Source organism: Polaromonas sp. P2_G11, assembly GCF_056403595.1.
The window spans coordinates 20,120-38,236 of sequence record NZ_JBFUFE010000001.1; the positions used below are offsets into that span (position 1 = coordinate 20,120).

Consider the following 18,117-nt stretch of genomic DNA (forward strand, 5'->3'; position numbering starts at 1 on the left):
ACATGAAGAACCGAAACTTCGTGCGGGGCCTGTGCCTCATGGCGATCGCCCTGCTCTTTGGCGGGGTGTCGCTGAACTACTCAATAGGCGAATTAAGCCGGTCCGGACCCGGCATGTTCCCCCTGATCGTGAGCTCCCTGCTGTTTGTGATTGGCGTTCTCACGGTGGTGCGCTCGCACTTCTATGACCCTGTCCCCCTGGACTACGGCGTCAAAAATATCGCCCTCATTCTGCTGAGCCTCGTCGGGTTTGCAGTGATTTCCCACTACCTCAACATGATTCTGGCCATCATCTTTTTGGTGTTTTGTTCCACGCTTGCAGGTACGTCGTATTCCGTGGTGCGCAACATCAAGATCTCGGTGGGTCTGATCCTGGTTGCCTTTGCCTTCAAAAACTTTCTCGGCCTTAGCCTGCCTCTCTACTGATGGACATCCTGCATAACCTCTCGCTGGGTTTCGAGCATGCGCTGACCTGGCAAAACCTCCTTTATTGCGCTCTTGGCTGCACGGTGGGCACACTCATCGGGCTGCTGCCGGGACTGGGCCCTTTGTCGACCATCAGCCTGCTGCTGCCCCTGACTTATTCCATTCCCACCGGCGGAGCACTCATCATGCTGGCCGGCATTTATTACGGGGCCCAATATGGCGACAGCGTGAGCGCCATCACGATGAAGATCCCGCATGCCAGCAGCATCGTCGCCTGTATAGACGGCTACCAGATGACGCTCAAGGGGAAGACCGGCCTGGCCCTGTTCACCGCGGGCATTTCCAGCTTCATTGGCGGCACCGTGGCCATTGTGGTGCTTTCGACCCTGGCTCAACCACTGGGTGAAGTGGGCTTCCTGTTTGGGCCGGCTGACTACTGCGCTCTCATGCTGCTGGGGTTTTTCTGCGTGAGCTTTGTCAGCAGCGGCAGCCTGCTCAACGGCCTGGCCATGGCCATGGTCGGCGTCCTGCTCGGGATGGTGGGGACCGATGTGAACAGCGGCACTGCGCGCTACACCATGGACCTGCCGTTCCTGATGGACGGGATTGGCCTGATCAGCATCGCCCTGGGCTGCTTCGGTATTGCGGAGGTGGTGAAAAATCTCGACAACAAAAACGTCCTCACGCCGTTCAACGGCGAGATCAAGCTCATGCCGACCTGGCCCGAGTTCAAGCGCATCATCCCCAGCGCCCTGCGCGGCAGCATCATCGGCTCGATCCTGGGCATACTGCCCGGCGGCGGCCCCACGATTGCCCAGTTCGCCGCCTATGCCGCCGACAAGAAGTTCAGCAAGTACAAGCATGAGATCGGCACCGGCTGCATCGAAGGCGTGGCCGGGCAGGCCGCCGCCGACGAGGCCGCCGCACGCACCAGTTTTATCCCGCTGATGGCCATCGGCATTCCCGAAAATGCCGTCATGGCGCTGATGATGGCTGCTTTCGTCATCAAGGGGATCCAGCCCGGCCCCAACATGATCGCCAGCCACCCCGACTTGTTCTGGGGTCTGGTGGCCAGTATGTGGGTGGGCAACTGCTTCCTGGTCATCCTCAATGTGCCCCTGGTGCGCTACTGGCTGTCGGTCTTCAAGATTCCCTACACCGTGCTGTTTCCGGCCATCCTGTTTTTTTGCTGTATCGGCACCTTCAGCATCAACAACAGCCTGGACGACATCTACATCACAGCCGTGTTCGGTCTGGTGGGCTATTTGTTTTTGCGCCTGGAGATGGAGGCCGCACCACTCCTTCTGGGTTTCATTCTGGGACCCATGCTGGAGGAAAATTTCCGCCGCGCCATGCTTCTCAGCCGGGGTAGTTTTAGCGTCTTCGTCAATCGACCCATCAGCGGAACCTTGCTGGCCATGATCGGAACTCTGGTCGTGTGGCAGGTCGTGGTGTTTGTCCGGAAGCTGATCAAGGCGCCCGACCATCACATCCACTCGGACGGCAATGCACCCGCCGTGCCGCTACCCGCAACCGGTGGTAAGTGAGGTCGACGTGAGGCAAAAGCAGTAGAGCCCGCCGGTTCTCCCCCGACCCTGAAAGCCCCCAAGCCTCTCACGAGCCTGGGGGCTTGTTTCATACGGCCGTTGTGTTGAAATGAGCCCTCCCCCTCAGGAGACCTTTCACCATGAACCGCAGACTCTTCATCCAGGCCGGGGCCGTCGGCTCGCTGGCCCTTGCCGCTCCTTTTTTGATAGCTGCTCGCGCACAACCAGCGGGCGCCACGGGCACAAAACGTCAGGGAATCGTGATCCAGGTCAGCGACAACGACCCGGCCAAGTGGAACCTGGCGCTGAACAACGCCAAAAACCTGCAGGACGACGTGGGCGCCGCCAACGTCGACATTGAAATCGTCGCCTACGGGCCCGGCATCAGCATGCTCAAGCTCGAATCACCGACCGGCTCCCGTATCGCCGACGCCGCCAAAGCCGGCATCAAGGTCACCGCCTGCGAAAACACCATGCGCGGCCAGAAGTTGAGCAAGGACGACATGCTGGCCGGCATCAGCTATGTGCCCGCCGGCGTCACCGAGATCATGAAGAAGCAGCACGAAGGCTGGGCTTACCTGCGGCCTTGATCGACAGCTCAGGTTGGCTGGCTCCGCCCGGCGGCCGCTTCTATAATCGACAGAGTCGCGGGTGTAGTTCAATGGCAGAACGGCAGCTTCCCAAGCTTCATACGAGGGTTCGATTCCCTTCACCCGCTCCAGCTTCCGCACCAAATGGCTTGCCGCGCCTGGTCAGCTTACGCATTGCCACGCCGCTTCATCCATCTCATCAGGCTGCCGACCACGGGCAGCTTTTCATAGAGTTCTTCAGCCGCGTCCCAGTAGTCGCGGTGCAGCGTGATGCGGCCTTCGCCGTCCAGCACCAGGTGCGAGCCGCCCAGTATGCACTGCGCCCTTCCCCGCTGAAAACGTTTGAAGGCAAAGTGGAATTCCCAGGTCAGGAAGCATTGCGTGCCTTGCACGATGCGCCCGGTGATGACGAAGCGCGGGTTGTCCACGCTCGCATACATGTGACGAAAAATGCGCTGAATTTCGGCCAGGCCTTGCACGTCGTTGAACGGGTCCTTGAAGCGCACGTCGGGGGCGTAGATGGCGCCCAGCGTTTCCACGCCCGCGGGGGTGAGGGTCTGGAAGGTGTCTGCAATGCGGTCGACGGCGTAGTTGGCGAAGTTCATGGATTTCTAGGCCTGCCTGAGGCGGCGGGTCGCCGCGAAAAATAGGAAATAGGGCAAAAGCCGCAGGGCTTTCATCCAGAGGGTAAAGCGTTTGGGGAAGTGGATTTCAAATTCTCCGCGTGCCCAGCCCCGCAGTATTTCGCTCGCCGCCTGTTCTGGGCTGATCAAGGCGGGCATTTTGAACTGGTTCTGTTGCGTCAGCGGTGTGTTGACAAAGCCGGGGTTGATCAGCGAGACACCGACACCCTGGGCGTGCAGGTCCAGGTACAGGGTCTCGGCGAGGTTGATGAGCGCGGCCTTGGTGGGACCGTAGGCCAGGCTGTTGGGCAGGCCCCGGTAGCCGGCCACGCTGCCCATGAGGCTGATGTGGCCGCGCTGGCCGGTGCGCGTATCCGGCTGTCGCGCCAGCAGCTGCGGCACCACGGCGTCGAGCATGTAGAGCGCGCCCAGGTAATTGACTTCGTTGTGGCGCAGCAGGTCGGCCAGGTCCATGTGGGCGGCGTCCATGGCGTGGTAGTGGCCCGCGCAGTACACGACGCAGTCCAACGCATCCTGCGCGGCCAGAGTTGAGGCCGCGGCCTTCACTGCGCTCGCGTCGGTGACGTCCAGCGGCAGGGCCAGGGCGCCGGGGTGGGCGTCGGCGAAGGCGTTGAGCGCATCCGCGCCGCGGGCCGACACCACCACCTTCGCGCCCCGGGCGTGCAGCGCCGAAGCGGTGGCCCGTCCTATGCCGGTGGATGCGCCTACCAGCCAGACCGTGCGGCCGCGCCAGTCCGCGATGCGGGAGTTAAGTGCCATGGTGCTTACCGTTTGATGAAGGACAGCGTCACTTCGCCCAGGCCCACACCCCACTTGCGCATGGCGGCCTTGTTGAGCATGACTTTGTCGTTCATGAGGTACACCCAGTCGTCAAACTGCACCTCGATCACCCTGCCGTCCACCGGCAAGGCAAGGGTGTAAGCCCAGTTGAACGCATTGCCGCTTTGCCGGCCCTCGGCGGTGCCGACCACGTCGTCGGCCTGGCCGGTGTAGCGGCCGTCGGCGTGGCGCGTGAGGCGCCAGATACGCCGCTGGGTCGTGCCGTCGGAATAGCTGAAGGCTTCGTCGAGCACGCCGGCGTCGCCCTTCCAGGTGCAGGTCATCACCACACTAAAGCGCTTGACGACCTTGCCGGAGCGGTCGGTGAAGATGCCGTAGGCGTCGAGCGTGCCGTTGAAGTAGTCGCGCAGTTCCAGCACCGGGGTTTCCCTGGCGTAGTCCCGGACTTGCGGCGTGCTGCATGCGCCCAGCAAGGCGACGCACACGATGGCGGCGAGAAGGCGTGAGCGGTGGAAAAAAGTGCGTTGTGTCATGGGGTGTGCGGCTGGGCCGTGGTTGGGAGGATGAAAAAATGGAGCGCGCCGGCCGCCAGGGCTTTGAGCGCGCAGGGCAGGAGGCAGTAGGCGGCGGTGAGCAGGGCGGAAGCGTTGGCATCCCGCACGCCGGGCACATAGCCGAGCCAGCCCAGCAAAGGCAGGGCCAGGCCGGCGGCCAGCGCCAGGTTCAGCTTGGTGGCGAAGTTCCACCAGCCGAAGTAAGCCCCTTCGGCGCGGCCGCGGTCACCGGCCTTGGCGATGACGCCGGCCAGCAGCGCGCCGGGAAGGACCAGGTCACTGCCCAGGGCCGCGCCGGACAGGGAGCACACCAGCAGGAACCAGGGCGCATCGCCCGCGCCCAGCCGGCTCGCGCCCACAAAAACCGCGATGGACAGCAGCATGCCGAAACGCCAGCTGTGCGCCAGCCCCCAGCGCTTGACCCCGCGCAGCCACAGCGGCATGGACAGCGCGCCGCACACAAAGTACACAGCCAGCGCGGCGGACTGCATGGCCTCGCTGGCCAACAAACGGTCTTGCAGGAAAAACAGCACGAGCGTGGCAGGGATGGCGCTGGCGATGCCGTTAAGCAGGTAGACGCCCAGGAGGCGGAGAAAGTCGGGATTGCGCCACGGATGCCGGAGCGCGCCGGCGGTGCTGTCCGCGGCGCTTGCCGCTGCATGGCGGCGCTTGGGCCGGGGCGCCGCGCGCCAGGCCCACCAGCCGCCTGCCAGGCCGACGACCAGCAGGGCCAGCATGACGGGCACGCCCAGCAGCGCGGGCGTGACCGACGCGAGCAGCACGCCCACCAGGCCCAGCCCTTCGCGCCAGGCCACGACGCGGCTGCGATACAGCGCGTCGCCGCCCAGCATGGCGCCCCAGGACTGGTGCGCAATAGACAAAGCGCTGTAGGCCGCGTAGGTCACGACCAGCCAGAACCCCGCCCACCAGAGCAGTGTGGTGGGATCACTCACCAACGGCACAAACAAAAAAGAAAATCCCACGGCGAGAACGGCTCCCGCCAATGCGCCCATCACCAGCACGGCGCGAAGCGATACGACATAGAGTCGATCGCACAAGCGGCCCAACAACGGATCGATGACCGCATCGAGCAGGCGCGCGCCCAGGAGCACGGCGCCCAACGCCGCGAGCGAAACACCCCAATGGCGCGTGTACAGATTGGGCATCAAGACATAAAGCGGCAGGGCGCAAAACGCCAGGGGCAACCCCAGCAGGCCGTAGCGCGCCCCGCCGCTCAGACCCAGAACCCGGGGCTCCGCTTCGATGCGCGCGGCCATGGAGGGATTCATGGTGCGGCACCCACCGGGGCCGGGGATTTCTCCTGCGCCAGCAGCGCGCGGCGCATTTGCGGCTCGGAGGTTTGCGGTGACAGCCAGATGCCGAAGAAGAGTTTGGCAAACAGCGGGTCGCGCACTTCACCGAGCAGGCGGCCGTTGCTCCAGAATACCGCGCCCGTGGCGGGCTGGTGCACCCCGGTGATGCGATCGCCGGCGCCGACATCGGGGAACAGCGCACGCATCTGGTTTTCCCAGGCGGTTTCCTGCGCCGGGGTGATGGCCGCCTGGCGGCGCATCTCCGCAATGGATCGCCGGGCAATGTCGGCCCCTTTGAAGTCACGCAGGTAAGCCAGCTCCAGCGCAAACGGGCTTTTTTCATAGGCTGGCCCGTCGAATCCTGGTGCGACCCAGAGGGTCGCCCGGTAAACTTCAAGGCCCCAGAATTTCAAACCAGCCTGACCCGACAGGCTGGCCGCAGGCAAGGCGGAGCGTAGCTCTTGCGGCAGGGGCAGAGCCTGAACTTGCAAGCAAGACAAGCACCCAATGACCGCCAATATCGCGCAAGCAGATGCGTTTTTCATATCGAAAGCGCTTCAGGTTTGCGCAGGGTGTACTGCATCAGGTTGATATCACCCGTGTCAAAGGCAGCCTCACAGTAGCCCAGGTAAAACTCCCATATGCGCATAAACCGTTCGTCAAAGCCGAGCGCCGCCACCTCGGCCTTGCGGGCGATGAAGGCGTTGCGCCAGCGGCGCAGCGTCTCGGCGTAGTCCGCGCCGAAGGCGAATTCGTCCACCACCTCCAGCCCCACCGCCTGGGCCTGGCGGCGGAATTCCCGCGGGCACGGCAGGCAGCCGCCGGGAAAGATGTACTGCTGGATGAAGTCGGTCGACCCGACATAGCGGTCGAACAGTGCGTCGTTGATGACGATGCTTTGCACGCAGGCGCGCCCGCCGGGTTTGAGCAGGCGGCTCACGGCGGCAAAGTACGTGGGCCAATAGGCCTGGCCCACGGCCTCCACCATCTCGATGGAGCAGATCGCATCAAACGGCGCATCCGGGATGTCGCGGTAATCCTGCAGGCGCAGGTCGGCGCGCCCGCCCGGGCCAGTGCTCACGCCGAGGCGCTGCATGCGCGCCTCGGCATAGGCCAGCTGCTCGGTGCTCAGCGTCACGCCCACCACGGCCGCGCCGCGTTCGACGGCGGCCTGCTCGGCAAGTGCGCCCCAGCCGCAGCCGATTTCCAACACGCGATCGCCAGGCTTCACGCCGGCCATGTCCAGCGCGCGGCGCACCTTGGCGTTCTGCGCCTCGGGCAAGGAGCGCGACAGGTCGCCGTCGAACCAGGCGCCGGAGTAGTTCATTGTCTCGTCCAGCCACAGGCGGTAAAACGCGTTGCCCAGATCATAGTGGGCGTGGATGTTCTTGCGGCTGTTGGCGCGGCTGTTGTGGTGCAGCAGGTGCTTGACGCGGTACAGCAGCCGCCCGAGCCATGTGCCGAAGATCATCGCTTCGACCTCCCGGCGGTTGGCGGAGAACAGCTTGAGCAGCTGGGTCAGGTCGGGCGTGCTCCAGTCCCCGGCGATGTAGCTCTCGGCAAAGCCGATGTCGCCGGACTTGAGCGCGGCACCGAACACCTTCCAGTTGTGCAGCGTGATGCTGGCGCTGGGGTGTCCGGGCATATGCATGTCATGCTGCTGCGGGTGCTCGCCAAAGCGGCGCTGCGAGCCGTCGGGCAGGTGCAGGGTCAGCGCGCCGTGGCGCAGGTTTTGCAGCAGGCGCAGCGCGCTTCGGGCGGCGGCCGGCGCATCATTTGGAAACGCAAGACCTTGGACGGTGCGGGTAACGGCGTTCATGTCGGACTCCTGGAATGGGGCTTATGCATTGCGCGTGCGCCTCTAGCGCGAGACAAAGCTTTGCGGCGGCTCGGGTTTGCGAAAGAAAGGCACTTTTTTCAGCCACAGGCGCAGCGCCTGGACGTGGATGTGCAGCACCACGCCCAGCGTCATCGCGGGATAGCGCCACAGGGCGCCGCGCAGGACGGCGGGCGTGATGGGTTGCAGCCTGCCGCTCACGCTGGTCTGCAACACGGCGGCGCCAGCGACGATGTCGTCGTAAAAATCCACACGGGCCACCGTACGCGCCTGTTCGCCTTGTTCGCTGCGCATAAAGCGAAAGCGGTAGTGACCCTGCACCGGGTTGAAAGGGGAGACGTGAAACACCTTGTCCGCGCGCTGCTCCACGCCATAGCGCGGGGCATCCAGCACATAACAGTGCCGCTCGCCGAAGGTGTTGTTGACTTCCACCACGATGGCGCGCAGGCAGCCCTCCTGGTCGCTTGCCGCGCGGTGGCAATACCAGAAGCTCACCGGCTTGAAGGTGTAGCCCAGCACGCGCGGATAGGTGTGCAGCCAGGCCTCGCCGGTCGCGTCGTGAATGCCTTCGCGCTGCAGCACTTCGTCCAGCCAGGCGATGGCACCGCCCTGCTCCGGCGCGCGCCCGTCGCCGTGGTCAGTCTCGAAGAAGCTCAGCGCGCCCCCGCGATTGATGCGCCACTGGCCCGGTTGCGGCGCCTGCTTTTGCAGACTGCGCAGCGGCAGCATCAGGAAGTACGTGGGGTAAACAAACGCGTGGCACCGCGGGCGCAGGCGGGTGTGGCGCACTTGGCCGAAACCGATGAGCGGCACGGGCTGGCTCATGCGTCCGCCAACAGCTGCGCGGCGGCAGCCAGCCCGGCCTTGAGGCCGTCTTCATGAAAGCCGTAGCCCATCCACGCGCCCGCAAAGTAGCGATGGTTTTTGCCCTGCAGCGCCGGCATGCGGGTCTGCGCCGCCACGGCGGCCAGGTCGAACACCGGGTGGGCGTAGTCGTACTCACCGATGATTTTTTCCTGTGCGATGGGGCGCACCGGGTTCAGGGATACGACCACCGGCTGCTCCCAGGGCAAGGGCTGCAGGCGATTGATCAGGTAGTGCAGGCACACCCGCGCGCCCTCCTGCCCGGCTCCGCCCGCGCGCTCGTAGTTCCAGGCCGCCCATGCGGCCCTGCGCGTCGGCAGAACCGAGACATCCGTATGCAGCACGGCCTTGTTGGACTGGTAGTGAATGGCTCCCAGGGTTTCACGCTCCTGCGCCGTCGGCGCGGCCAGCATGCGCAGGGCCTGGTCGGAATGGGTGGCGATGATGACCCTGTCAGACAGCTCGGCGCCCGCGTCGGTGTGGATGCGCACGCTGGCTTTGCCGTCCGGCGTGTTGCCAACGTGTTCGATACGGCGCACCGGGGTGTTCAGCCGCTTGTTCGCAATGCCATCGATGATTTTTTCGACATAGTGCCTGGCACCGCCCTGCACGGTCCACCACTGGGGGCGGTTGGTGATTTGCAGCAAGCCGTGGTTGTGGCAAAAGCGCACCATGGTCGACACCGGGAACTGCAGCATCTGCGCGGTGGGGCAGCTCCAGATGCAGGCCATCATGGGCAGGAAGTACCAGTCGCAAAACGCGGCACCGAAGCCGTGCTCGTCCAGGAACTTTCCGAGGGGTTGGCCCAGTTGCGCATCGGTTCCGCTTTGGGCCATGCGGCTGGTCAGGGCGTTAAAGCGCAGCAGGTCGCGCAGCATGCCCCAAAAGCGCGGGTTGGCCAGATTGCCGCGTTGCGCAAACACGGCGTTCAGGCTGGAGCCGCTCCATTCCATGGTGCGGCCGTTGCCGAAATCGTCGGTCTGCACCGAAAACGACATCTCTGACTTGACGCTTGCCACGTCCAGCTCCGCCAGGAGCTTGATCAGTTGCGGGTAAGTGCGCTCGTTAAGGACCAGAAATCCTGTATCCACCCCGTGGGTGACCTCACCGCGCGGTGTTGGAAGCGTCACGTCGACGGTGTGGGTATGCCCGCCAAACCAGGCGCCCGCCTCCAGCAGCGTGATGTCCGCCTTGCCCCTGAGGGCATGGGCGGCCGCCAAGCCTGAAATACCCGAACCCACGATGGCCACTTTGATCGACACACGCACTCCTTGAATTGCCTGGATCAATTCTATACCAATCAGTATTTATTAAAACTACTTAGTATTAATATTTCCTTTGAATTCTTTTTTCAAACTAAATTGGCTAAAATCAGGCCATATGACCCTTAGCACCCTCCCTCCCAAGGTTTCCTTCAAGGCGCAAATGCTGCTGGCGCGTGAAGACGCCATCATCCAGTCGGTGAACCGTCTGCTGGCGGAAAAAGGCTTTGAAGCCATGACAGTGGACGAAGTGGCTGCCGCGGTGGGCATTGCCAAAGCCAGCCTTTACAAGCACTTTCCCAGCAAAGAAGACCTGGCGGCGGCGGCCATGGTGTCGGTCATGCGCCGGGCGCAGGCCTTTCTGGACACATTGCCCACCGAGCTGTCCGCCGTGGACAAGCTGCGCAAAGTGGTGGCGTGGACCATGGGCCTGAAGCTGGCGGGTGAAATGCCCTCGCTGCCCAGCCAGAACTCCAGCCTGCGCACCGCGCTGATGGCCAACAAGGACTACATGGACGGGCTCATGGACGTGAGTGACCGGCTGGGCGCCTGGATTGAGGCGGCACAGGCACAAGGCGCCATCAACCCCAAGCTCCCGCCCATTGCGGTGCTGTATACCCTGTACGCCCGCGCCTGCGATCCCGTGCTGGAGTTTTTGAAAATGGGGGAACTGCACACCGACGATGAAATCGTCGCCCTGGTGCTGAGCACGTGCTTTGAAGGCCTTGAAGCCCGCTGATCGCCGGCGCACATGGGGCCTGCCTCAGGGACCGGCATAACTGCCTCGGAGCCTTCCAGGATATCTGTGCCTTGAGTTCCTTCGTAACCGCGTACCCCAATCATCGGGGCTGTGCCGGCTGGGTGCCTTTTTGGCACCGCGGTATTGAGTTTCCGGGTCAGGGTCGGTGCGTCAACGCATCACGATGATCACGATGCCGAGCAAGGTCAAGCCACTGCCTGCCAGCGTGGTGGCCTTGATGGCGTCCTGGTCCTTGAACAGCAGATGGCTGAGCGGAAAAACCAGGACCGGCGTACACAACGTCACCAGCGTGGCAACGGACAGCGGTATGTAGCGCATGGCGCCGATCACGCACATTTGCGCTGAAATGGTGGTCACACCGATCAGGGCGTACAGCGCCATACCGCTGCGGCTGGCTGAGCGCAGGCGGGTAGCCATCGCGCGCTTGCCAGCGCTGAAAACCAGAAGCAGGGCCAGGCCGCTGGCGGCGCCTATCAATGCGCCCACAACGGGCTCGTTCCAGCTGCGCACAGCTGACCCCCGGAGCACATTGCCGATCGCATACGCCAGCGAGCTGCCCATGCCCAGCAAAAAGGCCGATTGCAGCGCCCGCTGAAGCGCGGTGGATTGCACAGGCGCAGGTGCGGGGCCTCTGTCGGGCGCCAGTGCTGGCGTGGAACCGCGGCGCGAAAAAAAACCGGGCTTGTAGCTGACCAGCATCAGGCCGCCTATCGTCATGACCATGCCCAGCGCCACCAGCATGCTCAGACGCTCTCCCAGCAGCAGCCAGGCCATCAGTGCGGTGAACAGCGGGCTGCTGATCTGGAAAACGCTGGCTTTGGCCGGTCCGAAACGCACCACGGACTCGTAAAAAAACCAGCGCCCCAGGTAGGTGGCAAACGCGCCGGCAGCGGCAAAAAGCCAGAACGCCTGCGCATTCCAATGCAAGCCATCCGTGCGCAGGCCCATCTGCACCAGCGTGGCCAACGCGGAAAACACCACGTTGGAGGAAGCTGCGATGAGAAAACCCAGGCCAAGCTCCAGGCGGCTGGACGCCACCTTGGTGACCAGAATGGAGACCGTGAAAAGCAGCAGCGCAACGCTGGCCAGCAGGTAACCGAAAAAGGTATCAGACATCCAGATCAAGCATCAAATCGGCATTCAGCCCTTATAAGACGGGCGCAACCAGCTATCAAAAAAGGAGCGTTCATCACGACGTCAGATCTTGAAAGCTTCCAGTGACTCGGGGGCAAAGAGCTCCTGCGGCGTGAGCAACCGCTTTGAAAGGCCCTGCTCAAACGAGTAACGTAAAAAGGTCTGCAGCGTGGCTTCGTTCTTCTCAAACCCGTAAGGCCAGAAATCTTCGCCCATCTCACGCTTGACCTGTTCGACGTGCGAAGTCAGCCAGGGCAGCATGACTTTGAGCGCCGCTGTTTCGTACAGGTCTTCGTAAGTGCGCCGCTGGGACTCCTCCAGCGCCTTCATCAGCGAGCGCGCCACCCAGCGGTTGGCTTCATACACGTCGCGGCGAATCGCCACCGTATGCATGATGGGGAAAATTTTCGTTTCCTTGAAGTAATTGCGCTCGACCTGCTCGTAGTCTTCAAAGAGGCGTTTGACCTTGCCGCCACCCTTGAGAAAGCTTGACGGCATACGCGCGGTGTAGAGCGCGTCGATCTCGCCGTCGAGCAGCATCTGCGCCAGTGTCTGCCCGGGACCAATGCGCTCGACCTTGATGTTGGGCGGCAGGTCGAGCTTGATCTTTTCGGAGCGGCCGGGTTCTTCCTCGCCGCCGGTGAAGTAGGTGACGCTGTCGACAGGGACGCCGTAGTGGTCGGACAGGATGCCGCGTATCCACACCGGCGCCGTCATCTGGTATTCGGGGTTGCCCACGCGCTTGCCTATCAAATCCTTCGCCTCGCGACTGCCGGAGTTGGCATTCACATAGATGCAGGAGTGGCGGAAAAAGCGCGAGGGGAAAACCGGAATCGCCACAAACGGCCGCGACTCATTGAACAGGGACACGGTGTACGACGAGAGCGACATTTCTGCGGCATCAAACTCCTTATGCCTGAGCATGCGAAAGAAAGTTTCTTCCACCGGCATGTTGAGATAGTTCAGGTCGATGCCATCGGGCTGCACGCTCCCGTCCATCAGGGCGCGGGTGCGGTCATAGTTCCAGCAGCCGAAGGTCAGTTTCAGTTTTGACATGTCGCAGTGTGTTCCTGAGATGGTTATTCCGGCTTGATACCGGACGCCACGATGGCTTTGGCGAGGCGTTCGTTCTCACCGAGGATGGCCTTGTTGTAATCGGCAGGGCTGCTGCCGATGGGCTCGATGCCGGCGTTGTTCAGCGTGGTGATGACTTCCGGCATCCTGGCGATCTGGGCCATCTCGGCGCTGATGCGCTCTATCGCGCTCGCCGGCGTACCCGTGGCAGCCAGCACGCCCACGATGGGCGCGAAGTCAAACCCAGGAATGGTTTCCGCAATCGCCGGCACATTGGGCTCCTGGCTGGAGCGCTGGGCCGCATTGTTGGCCAGCAGCTTGACCTGCCCGCCTTTCACAAAACCGGCCAGGGACGGCAGCGCCGAAAACAGCACGTCGACCTGCCCACCGATCAGCGCCGGAACCGACTGGCCCGTGCCCTTGAACGGCACATGGGTGATTTGCAGGCCGAGCGATGCCTTCAGCGCCTCCATGGTCAGGTGGTGTGTGCTTCCGATACCTGAAGAGCCGTAGTTCAGGGTTCCCGGTTTGGCCTTGGCGAGCGCGATGAACTCCTGAAATGTATTGACCTGTACTTTGGGGTGAACCGCCAGGTACAGCGGCGCGCGAGCCGCGAGCGACACGGGCATGAAGTCACGTTTGAAGTCGTAACCCAGGCTTTTGTAGATGGCTGGGTTGATGGAGAACATCGAGCCGTCCGTCACCAGGAAGGTGTAGCCATCCTTGGGGGCGGTGGCCAGCGCCTGCGCGGCCACCACACCGTTGGCGCCCGGCCGGTTGTCGACCACCACCGACTGGCCAAGCTTGTCGCCCAGCCGCTGCGCAAAAATGCGGGCCACGGTATCAGGCAGGCCGCCGGCCGCGTAGGGCACCACGAACTTGATCGGGCGGTTGGGGTAGGCGCCCTGGGCGGCTGCAAACATCGGCAGCAAGGTGCCGGCTGCCAGCATGGCGCTGGCCCCTAGCAGATGAAGAAGATGGCGGCGCTGTTTCATGAAATGTCTCCTGATGATTTTTTAAAGTGTCATGGCGGAAAAGAAGCACAGAAGCAGAAAAAATGCCCTGTGTGGCGTCCTATGTGGAATAGGACGGCTCCAGCGCTGGCTCGCGGGAATCCCACACATAGGACGCCTGGTAGGCACGCCAGTCCGTCGTTTTCGGAACAATAGCCTGAAAAGCGACCACGCTGGGCGGAATACGGAGCTCGCCTGTGCCGATGGCGGCTTGCCCCGCCTGGAACGCGCTCACCGCCTCCAGCATCTGCTTGCGGAACTCCACCACCGCCATGTCGCTGGCGCCCAGGCGTTCGTGTGTTCTGTCGGCAATGGGGCCCATGGTCACCCACATGGCGATGTCCTGGTTGGGGAAACCTGTGATGCCGGTGAAATTGCCGGCCTTCATGGCTTCGCGATCCTGCCAGAAGTGGTTGGCACGGTTGCGCAGCGGCTGGTATTTTTCGTCCAGGTCGGCGCCCAGTTGCTGGCCCAGGAATTTGCGCCAGGCGCCGGTGTCAGGCGTCTGCGACGGATGGCCCCAGGCGATGAAATAGAACGCGGTGTTGGTATCGTCCATCGGCACGTTGATGTTGGCGACGTTGTACAGGTTGTTGGGCGGGATCAGCGCTGTGGCTGGCGCCACAAACACCGTCGATCGAATGTAGTCGTTGGCCGCCGCGTTCTTGATGGGTCGGCGTATGGCCGCATAACGAAAACCGTAGCCGCCGCGCTCCACCTGCATGCGCGGCGCCTTGTCGGTAGAGGGCCGCAGCCAGTTGGTATCCGTGGCCTCGGCGCCTTCCACGCGCGCCGGCACCATGTCTGAAGAATGCAGGCTGGAGCTGTGGGCCGAGTCGATCGCACCTTCCAGGATTTGCGCCCAGTTGCAGGGAATCAATGCTTTGGCAATCGTCACTTTCGTGTCGGCGGTGGGTGCCCAGGCTGGTGGCTCGAACTCCGGCTGGGTTTCTTTCGGGCCCATGTAAGCCCAGACAAAACCGCCCCACTCCTTCACCGTGTAAGCCAGGTGCTTGACCTTTTGCGCCATGCCGCTGGCGGCGGGCTCCGAGACCATTTCCAGGACATTGCCCTCCACGTCCATCTTCCAGCCGTGATAGAGGCAACGCAGGCCGCAGTCTTCGTTGCGGCCAAACACCAGCGAGACACGCCGGTGGGGGCAATATTCGTCCATCACGCCAACGCGGCCTTTGGTGTCGCGAAACACCACCAGGTCCTCCCCAAACACCCGCGCCTTGACAGGCGTGCCGTCAGGCTCACTGACTTCTTCGATCAGGCAGACCGGCGTCCAGTGACGGCGCATCAACTGGCCCATGGGAGCCTGACCCTCCACGCGGCACAACAGGTCATTTTCTTCAGCGGTCAACATCGCAAATATCCTTCACATCGGTTGCCAATTCATGGGCTCGCATGCAATCAAAAAAGCAGCTTGCAAATCCGGGGCAAGCGGATTATTCTTAGCACACTAAGAATATCGGACTTTTGATATTTGTCAACAACCGTGCGGAGACAACGATGAGCGTTAACCCTAGCGTCGCAGCAGGCAGCCCTGCCGCAGCCGCCACTGAGCCAGATTTTTTTAACCTGCGGGTTGTCCGGAAGGAAGCGGTTGCACAAGACATTTACCTGTTCGAGTTGCGTCATCCGGACGGCACGCCCCTGCCCGCCTTCACGCCCGGCTCGCACCTGACGGTTGAAGTGCCGAGCGGCGTGCGGCGCAACTATTCGCTGTGCAGCGACCCGGCCGACAACAGCGCCTGGCAGATCGCCGTCAAGCGTGATGAGCGCGGCCGTGGCGGCTCCGTCAGCATGGCCGATGACGTGCAAGCGGGGCAGTTGCTGTCGGTCAGCGCGCCGCGCAACAACTTCGAATTGGCAAGCCACGCCGCCGAGTCGATTTTCGTGGCGGGCGGCATCGGCATCACGCCGGTTTTGTCGATGATGCGCCACCTCAAGCGTGCGAACGCCGGCTTCAAGCTCTACTACTGCACGCGCGATGCGGGCAGCACGGCGTTCATCCATGAGCTGCAATCCGAGTTTTCTGGCCAGGTGCAGATTCACCACGACAACGGAGACATCGACCAGGCGCTGGACCTGTGGCCGGTGTTTGAAAAGCCCACCGCCGCGCACATTTACTGCTGCGGCCCCAAAGGCCTGATGGACAGCGTGGCCGACATGTCGGGCCACTGGCCTTCGGGTTCGGTGCATTTTGAAAGCTTCGGCGTCGACGCCAAGGTGTACGCCGACAACACGCCCTTTACCTTGCGCCTTCAAAAGAGCGGGAAGAACGTCGAGGTTAGTGCAGAACAAACCATTCTGGAGGCCTTGCGCGCCACGGGCCTGCGCGTGGCCAGCTCTTGCGAGAGCGGCACCTGCGGCACCTGCAAGACCCGCCTGCTGGCAGGCGAGGCCGAGCACCGCGACATGGTGCTGACCGACGAGGAAAAGGCCGACCACATCATGGTCTGCGTCTCACGGGCAAAATCGCCTGAACTGGTACTCGACTTATGACAAACCGCACACTGAAGATGGGCGTGGTGGGCCTGGGGCGGGCGTTCACGCTCATGCTGCCCACCTTTGTGCATGACAGCCGCGTCACGCTGGTGGGCGCGACCGACCCGATTGCCCAGGCCCGCGCACAGTTTGAAAAAGACTTCGCCGCGCCCAGCTACGAATCCATTGAAGCGCTGTGCGCCAACCCGGCCGTGGATGTGCTTTACATCGCATCGCCCCACCAGTTCCATGCGGAGCACGTGCGCCTGGCCGCCTCCTTCGGTAAACATGTGCTGGTGGAAAAACCGATGGCCCTGACGGTTGACGAATGCACCAGCATGATTGAAGCGACCCTCAGCGCTGGCACTCACCTTATCGTGGGCCACAGCCACAGCTTCAACACGCCGATACGGCGCACGCGCGAGCTTATCGACAGCGGCCGCTACGGCACGGTGAAGATGATCCACGCCATGAACTACACCGACTTTCTCTACCGGCCGCGCAGGCCGGAGGAACTCGACACGGCCGCCGGCGGTGGCGTGATCCACAGCCAGGCCACGCACCAGATAGACATCGTGCGACTGCTGGGCGGAGGCCTGGTGCGCAGCGTGCGCGCCCATACCGGCGCCTGGGATGCCGCCCGCCCCACCGAAGGTGCCTACAGCGCACTGGTCGAATTTGAAGACGGTGCATTCGCATCGGCCACCTACAGCGGCTACGGCCACTACGACTCGGACGAGTTGCTGGACAACGTTGGCGAAATGGGTCAGGCCAAAAACCCCAACGACTACGGCACCGCCCGAAAGCGTCTGCAAGGCGCCGCCAGTTCCACCGAAGAGGCTATGCTGAAAGCGGCCCGCAACTATGGCGGCAGCCAGTATTCCGCCGGCACCGCGCCGCCGCAGGAACTGCAAAACCAGCACTTCGGGCAACTCATCGTGAGCTGCGAAAAAGCTGATCTTCGCCCCGGTCCGACAGGCATCGCCATCTACGCTGACGGCGAAAAAACCTTCGAACCCCTTCCTGCCCCGACAGTCCCACGCCAGGAAGTGATCGACGAGCTCTTTGCCGCGGTGGTGGAGGGTCGCTCACCGGTGCATAGCGGCGAATGGGCCCGGGCCACCACGGCGGTGTGCCTGGCGCTGCTGGAGTCCGCGCGTACCGGGCGGGATTGCCGGCCGGGGTACCAAGTGCGTCACAATGCCGGTTCATGACCAACGACACCCAAAACATCATCCGGCACTGGCGTGAAGCCGTTCCCAATGACCGCCTGGCGCACCTGATCCGTGACGCTTCACGGGCCTTTCACAGGGCCTTGCAGGTACGGCTGGCGGAGCATGGCGTTCCCTTTGGCCACTGGACCTTCCTGCGCATCCTCTGGGAGTCGGACGGGCTGACGCAAAAGGAGCTCAGCGAGCGTGCCGGCGTGATGGAGCCCACCACCTTCATCGCGATGAAGGCCATGGAGTCGCTGGGCTACATCGTGCGCAAGCAGCTGCCCACCAACAAGAAAAACATGTACGTGCACCTGAGCGACAAGGGCCGGGCGCTCAAGAAGCTGCTGGTGCCTTTGGCCGAAGAAACCAACAACGTCAGCATTGAAGGCATTGCACCCGAAGACATCAAAACCACGCGCGCGGTGCTGCTTGCCATGATTGAAAACCTCGCAAAAGACGAGCTGCTGCAAACACCACCCGCAACGAAGCGCAAGGCTGCCGCAAAACCGGCCACGCAGTCCCCCTCGGCCACGCACAGCAAACGTGGTAAAAAAGCCGCGTCCTGAAACCCGCACGGCGTCCCTTCGTGAAGCCATCGCTCCCGCACCCG

Annotated in this window: 19 protein-coding genes and 1 tRNA gene; 8 read left to right on the forward strand and 12 right to left on the reverse strand. The window is 62.9% G+C overall.

All coding sequences use genetic code 11. The features are described from left to right. Positions 1 to 2: 2 nt before the first annotated feature. The 4 genes from AC1DWQ_RS00090 to AC1DWQ_RS00105 all read left to right on the forward strand — a co-directional run bounded on the left by AC1DWQ_RS00090 (position 3) and on the right by AC1DWQ_RS00105 (position 2,693). The gene (locus AC1DWQ_RS00090) at positions 3 to 425 is read left to right on the forward strand and encodes a tripartite tricarboxylate transporter TctB family protein (RefSeq protein ID WP_477668897.1); all 423 of its coding nucleotides are present in this window, start codon (positions 3 to 5) and stop codon (positions 423 to 425) included. After that, on the forward strand, positions 425 to 1,972 hold the full coding sequence (locus tag AC1DWQ_RS00095; protein WP_477667823.1) for a tripartite tricarboxylate transporter permease: 1,548 nt from the start codon (positions 425 to 427) through the stop codon (positions 1,970 to 1,972). The genes AC1DWQ_RS00090 and AC1DWQ_RS00095 overlap by 1 nt, the downstream gene beginning before the upstream one ends. Before the next feature lie 140 nt (positions 1,973 to 2,112). After that, a complete protein-coding gene (locus tag AC1DWQ_RS00100; protein WP_477667824.1) occupies positions 2,113 to 2,562 on the forward strand; it encodes a DsrE family protein in 450 nt (149 codons plus the stop codon). A gap of 57 nt (positions 2,563 to 2,619) precedes the next feature. Then, a tRNA-Gly gene (locus tag AC1DWQ_RS00105) sits at positions 2,620 to 2,693 on the forward strand. A gap of 36 nt (positions 2,694 to 2,729) precedes the next feature. Here the strand turns inward: AC1DWQ_RS00105 and AC1DWQ_RS00110 are convergent. Genes AC1DWQ_RS00110 through AC1DWQ_RS00145 form a run of 8 tightly spaced genes read right to left on the reverse strand, consistent with a single transcriptional unit; the run spans position 2,730 to position 9,810 of the window. After that, complete coding sequence (locus AC1DWQ_RS00110) at positions 2,730 to 3,167, reverse strand: nuclear transport factor 2 family protein (protein WP_477667825.1); 438 nt, start codon at positions 3,165 to 3,167, stop codon at positions 2,730 to 2,732. 6 nt (positions 3,168 to 3,173) lie between these two features. Then, a complete protein-coding gene (locus AC1DWQ_RS00115; RefSeq protein WP_477667826.1) occupies positions 3,174 to 3,965 on the reverse strand; it encodes an SDR family NAD(P)-dependent oxidoreductase in 792 nt (263 codons plus the stop codon). Between the two features lie 5 nt (positions 3,966 to 3,970). Continuing rightward, the gene (locus AC1DWQ_RS00120) at positions 3,971 to 4,519 is read right to left on the reverse strand and encodes a DUF3833 domain-containing protein (protein ID WP_477667827.1); all 549 of its coding nucleotides are present in this window, start codon (positions 4,517 to 4,519) and stop codon (positions 3,971 to 3,973) included. Further along, positions 4,516 to 5,829, reverse strand: coding sequence for an MFS transporter (locus AC1DWQ_RS00125; protein WP_477667828.1), 1,314 nt, complete (start codon positions 5,827 to 5,829; stop codon positions 4,516 to 4,518). Before AC1DWQ_RS00125 ends, AC1DWQ_RS00120 begins: the two co-directional genes overlap by 4 nt. Next, positions 5,826 to 6,344 carry a chalcone isomerase family protein gene (locus tag AC1DWQ_RS00130; protein ID WP_477667829.1) on the reverse strand — a complete coding sequence of 173 codons (519 nt, stop codon included), beginning with the start codon at positions 6,342 to 6,344 and terminating at the stop codon, positions 5,826 to 5,828. The genes AC1DWQ_RS00125 and AC1DWQ_RS00130 overlap by 4 nt, the downstream gene beginning before the upstream one ends. A 50-nt stretch (positions 6,345 to 6,394) precedes the next feature. Then, positions 6,395 to 7,672 (reverse strand): class I SAM-dependent methyltransferase, encoded by a 1,278-nt coding sequence (locus AC1DWQ_RS00135; protein WP_477667830.1) that lies wholly within the window; start codon positions 7,670 to 7,672, stop codon positions 6,395 to 6,397. Between the two features lie 42 nt (positions 7,673 to 7,714). Then, the gene (locus AC1DWQ_RS00140) at positions 7,715 to 8,515 is read right to left on the reverse strand and encodes a DUF1365 domain-containing protein (protein WP_477667831.1); all 801 of its coding nucleotides are present in this window, start codon (positions 8,513 to 8,515) and stop codon (positions 7,715 to 7,717) included. Continuing rightward, positions 8,512 to 9,810: an NAD(P)/FAD-dependent oxidoreductase gene (locus AC1DWQ_RS00145; protein WP_477668898.1), complete on the reverse strand. Its 1,299-nt coding sequence runs from the start codon at positions 9,808 to 9,810 to the stop codon at positions 8,512 to 8,514. Before AC1DWQ_RS00145 ends, AC1DWQ_RS00140 begins: the two co-directional genes overlap by 4 nt. A gap of 124 nt (positions 9,811 to 9,934) precedes the next feature. Here AC1DWQ_RS00145 and AC1DWQ_RS00150 point away from each other — a divergent pair, with 124 nt between their 5' ends. Further along, positions 9,935 to 10,555, forward strand: coding sequence for a TetR/AcrR family transcriptional regulator (locus tag AC1DWQ_RS00150; RefSeq protein WP_477667832.1), 621 nt, complete (start codon positions 9,935 to 9,937; stop codon positions 10,553 to 10,555). Between the two features lie 171 nt (positions 10,556 to 10,726). On the opposite strand, the gene AC1DWQ_RS00155 is transcribed toward AC1DWQ_RS00150, so the two are convergent. From AC1DWQ_RS00155 to AC1DWQ_RS00170, 4 genes are all read right to left on the reverse strand, one after another. Beyond that, positions 10,727 to 11,692 carry a DMT family transporter gene (locus AC1DWQ_RS00155; protein ID WP_477667833.1) on the reverse strand — a complete coding sequence of 322 codons (966 nt, stop codon included), beginning with the start codon at positions 11,690 to 11,692 and terminating at the stop codon, positions 10,727 to 10,729. An 81-nt stretch (positions 11,693 to 11,773) separates the two neighbouring features. Continuing rightward, positions 11,774 to 12,766 carry a substrate-binding domain-containing protein gene (locus AC1DWQ_RS00160; protein ID WP_477667834.1) on the reverse strand — a complete coding sequence of 331 codons (993 nt, stop codon included), beginning with the start codon at positions 12,764 to 12,766 and terminating at the stop codon, positions 11,774 to 11,776. Positions 12,767 to 12,789: 23 nt separating this feature from the next. Then, entirely contained in the window at positions 12,790 to 13,779 is a 990-nt protein-coding gene (locus tag AC1DWQ_RS00165; protein WP_477667835.1) for a Bug family tripartite tricarboxylate transporter substrate binding protein, read from the reverse strand. Positions 13,780 to 13,858: 79 nt separating this feature from the next. Further along, positions 13,859 to 15,166 (reverse strand): Rieske 2Fe-2S domain-containing protein, encoded by a 1,308-nt coding sequence (locus AC1DWQ_RS00170; RefSeq protein WP_477667836.1) that lies wholly within the window; start codon positions 15,164 to 15,166, stop codon positions 13,859 to 13,861. Between the two features lie 146 nt (positions 15,167 to 15,312). Here AC1DWQ_RS00170 and AC1DWQ_RS00175 point away from each other — a divergent pair, with 146 nt between their 5' ends. Genes AC1DWQ_RS00175 through AC1DWQ_RS00185 form a run of 3 tightly spaced genes read left to right on the forward strand, consistent with a single transcriptional unit; the run spans position 15,313 to position 18,073 of the window. Further along, on the forward strand, positions 15,313 to 16,308 hold the full coding sequence (locus AC1DWQ_RS00175; protein WP_477667837.1) for a PDR/VanB family oxidoreductase: 996 nt from the start codon (positions 15,313 to 15,315) through the stop codon (positions 16,306 to 16,308). Further along, complete coding sequence (locus tag AC1DWQ_RS00180; protein WP_477667838.1) at positions 16,305 to 17,504, forward strand: Gfo/Idh/MocA family protein; 1,200 nt, start codon at positions 16,305 to 16,307, stop codon at positions 17,502 to 17,504. Before AC1DWQ_RS00175 ends, AC1DWQ_RS00180 begins: the two co-directional genes overlap by 4 nt. Next, a complete protein-coding gene (locus AC1DWQ_RS00185) occupies positions 17,501 to 18,073 on the forward strand; it encodes a MarR family winged helix-turn-helix transcriptional regulator (RefSeq protein ID WP_477667839.1) in 573 nt (190 codons plus the stop codon). Before AC1DWQ_RS00180 ends, AC1DWQ_RS00185 begins: the two co-directional genes overlap by 4 nt. Positions 18,074 to 18,117: the final 44 nt, after the last annotated feature.

What these genes read in the sequence shown, in the direction of transcription:
- AC1DWQ_RS00090 (WP_477668897.1), top strand. Translation starts at nt 3, where the DNA reads ATGAAGAACCGAAACTTCGTGCGGGGCCTGTGCCTCATGGCGATCGCC.
- AC1DWQ_RS00095 (WP_477667823.1), top strand. Translation starts at nt 425, where the DNA reads ATGGACATCCTGCATAACCTCTCGCTGGGTTTCGAGCATGCGCTGACC.
- AC1DWQ_RS00100 (WP_477667824.1), top strand. Translation starts at nt 2,113, where the DNA reads ATGAACCGCAGACTCTTCATCCAGGCCGGGGCCGTCGGCTCGCTGGCC.
- AC1DWQ_RS00110 (WP_477667825.1), bottom strand. Translation starts at nt 3,167, where the DNA reads ATGAACTTCGCCAACTACGCCGTCGACCGCATTGCAGACACCTTCCAG.
- AC1DWQ_RS00115 (WP_477667826.1), bottom strand. Translation starts at nt 3,965, where the DNA reads ATGGCACTTAACTCCCGCATCGCGGACTGGCGCGGCCGCACGGTCTGG.
- AC1DWQ_RS00120 (WP_477667827.1), bottom strand. Translation starts at nt 4,519, where the DNA reads ATGACACAACGCACTTTTTTCCACCGCTCACGCCTTCTCGCCGCCATC.
- AC1DWQ_RS00125 (WP_477667828.1), bottom strand. Translation starts at nt 5,829, where the DNA reads ATGAATCCCTCCATGGCCGCGCGCATCGAAGCGGAGCCCCGGGTTCTG.
- AC1DWQ_RS00135 (WP_477667830.1), bottom strand. Translation starts at nt 7,672, where the DNA reads ATGAACGCCGTTACCCGCACCGTCCAAGGTCTTGCGTTTCCAAATGAT.
- AC1DWQ_RS00140 (WP_477667831.1), bottom strand. Translation starts at nt 8,515, where the DNA reads ATGAGCCAGCCCGTGCCGCTCATCGGTTTCGGCCAAGTGCGCCACACC.
- AC1DWQ_RS00150 (WP_477667832.1), top strand. Translation starts at nt 9,935, where the DNA reads ATGACCCTTAGCACCCTCCCTCCCAAGGTTTCCTTCAAGGCGCAAATG.
- AC1DWQ_RS00155 (WP_477667833.1), bottom strand. Translation starts at nt 11,692, where the DNA reads ATGTCTGATACCTTTTTCGGTTACCTGCTGGCCAGCGTTGCGCTGCTG.
- AC1DWQ_RS00160 (WP_477667834.1), bottom strand. Translation starts at nt 12,766, where the DNA reads ATGTCAAAACTGAAACTGACCTTCGGCTGCTGGAACTATGACCGCACC.
- AC1DWQ_RS00165 (WP_477667835.1), bottom strand. Translation starts at nt 13,779, where the DNA reads ATGAAACAGCGCCGCCATCTTCTTCATCTGCTAGGGGCCAGCGCCATG.
- AC1DWQ_RS00170 (WP_477667836.1), bottom strand. Translation starts at nt 15,166, where the DNA reads ATGTTGACCGCTGAAGAAAATGACCTGTTGTGCCGCGTGGAGGGTCAG.
- AC1DWQ_RS00175 (WP_477667837.1), top strand. Translation starts at nt 15,313, where the DNA reads ATGAGCGTTAACCCTAGCGTCGCAGCAGGCAGCCCTGCCGCAGCCGCC.
- AC1DWQ_RS00180 (WP_477667838.1), top strand. Translation starts at nt 16,305, where the DNA reads ATGACAAACCGCACACTGAAGATGGGCGTGGTGGGCCTGGGGCGGGCG.
- AC1DWQ_RS00185 (WP_477667839.1), top strand. Translation starts at nt 17,501, where the DNA reads ATGACCAACGACACCCAAAACATCATCCGGCACTGGCGTGAAGCCGTT.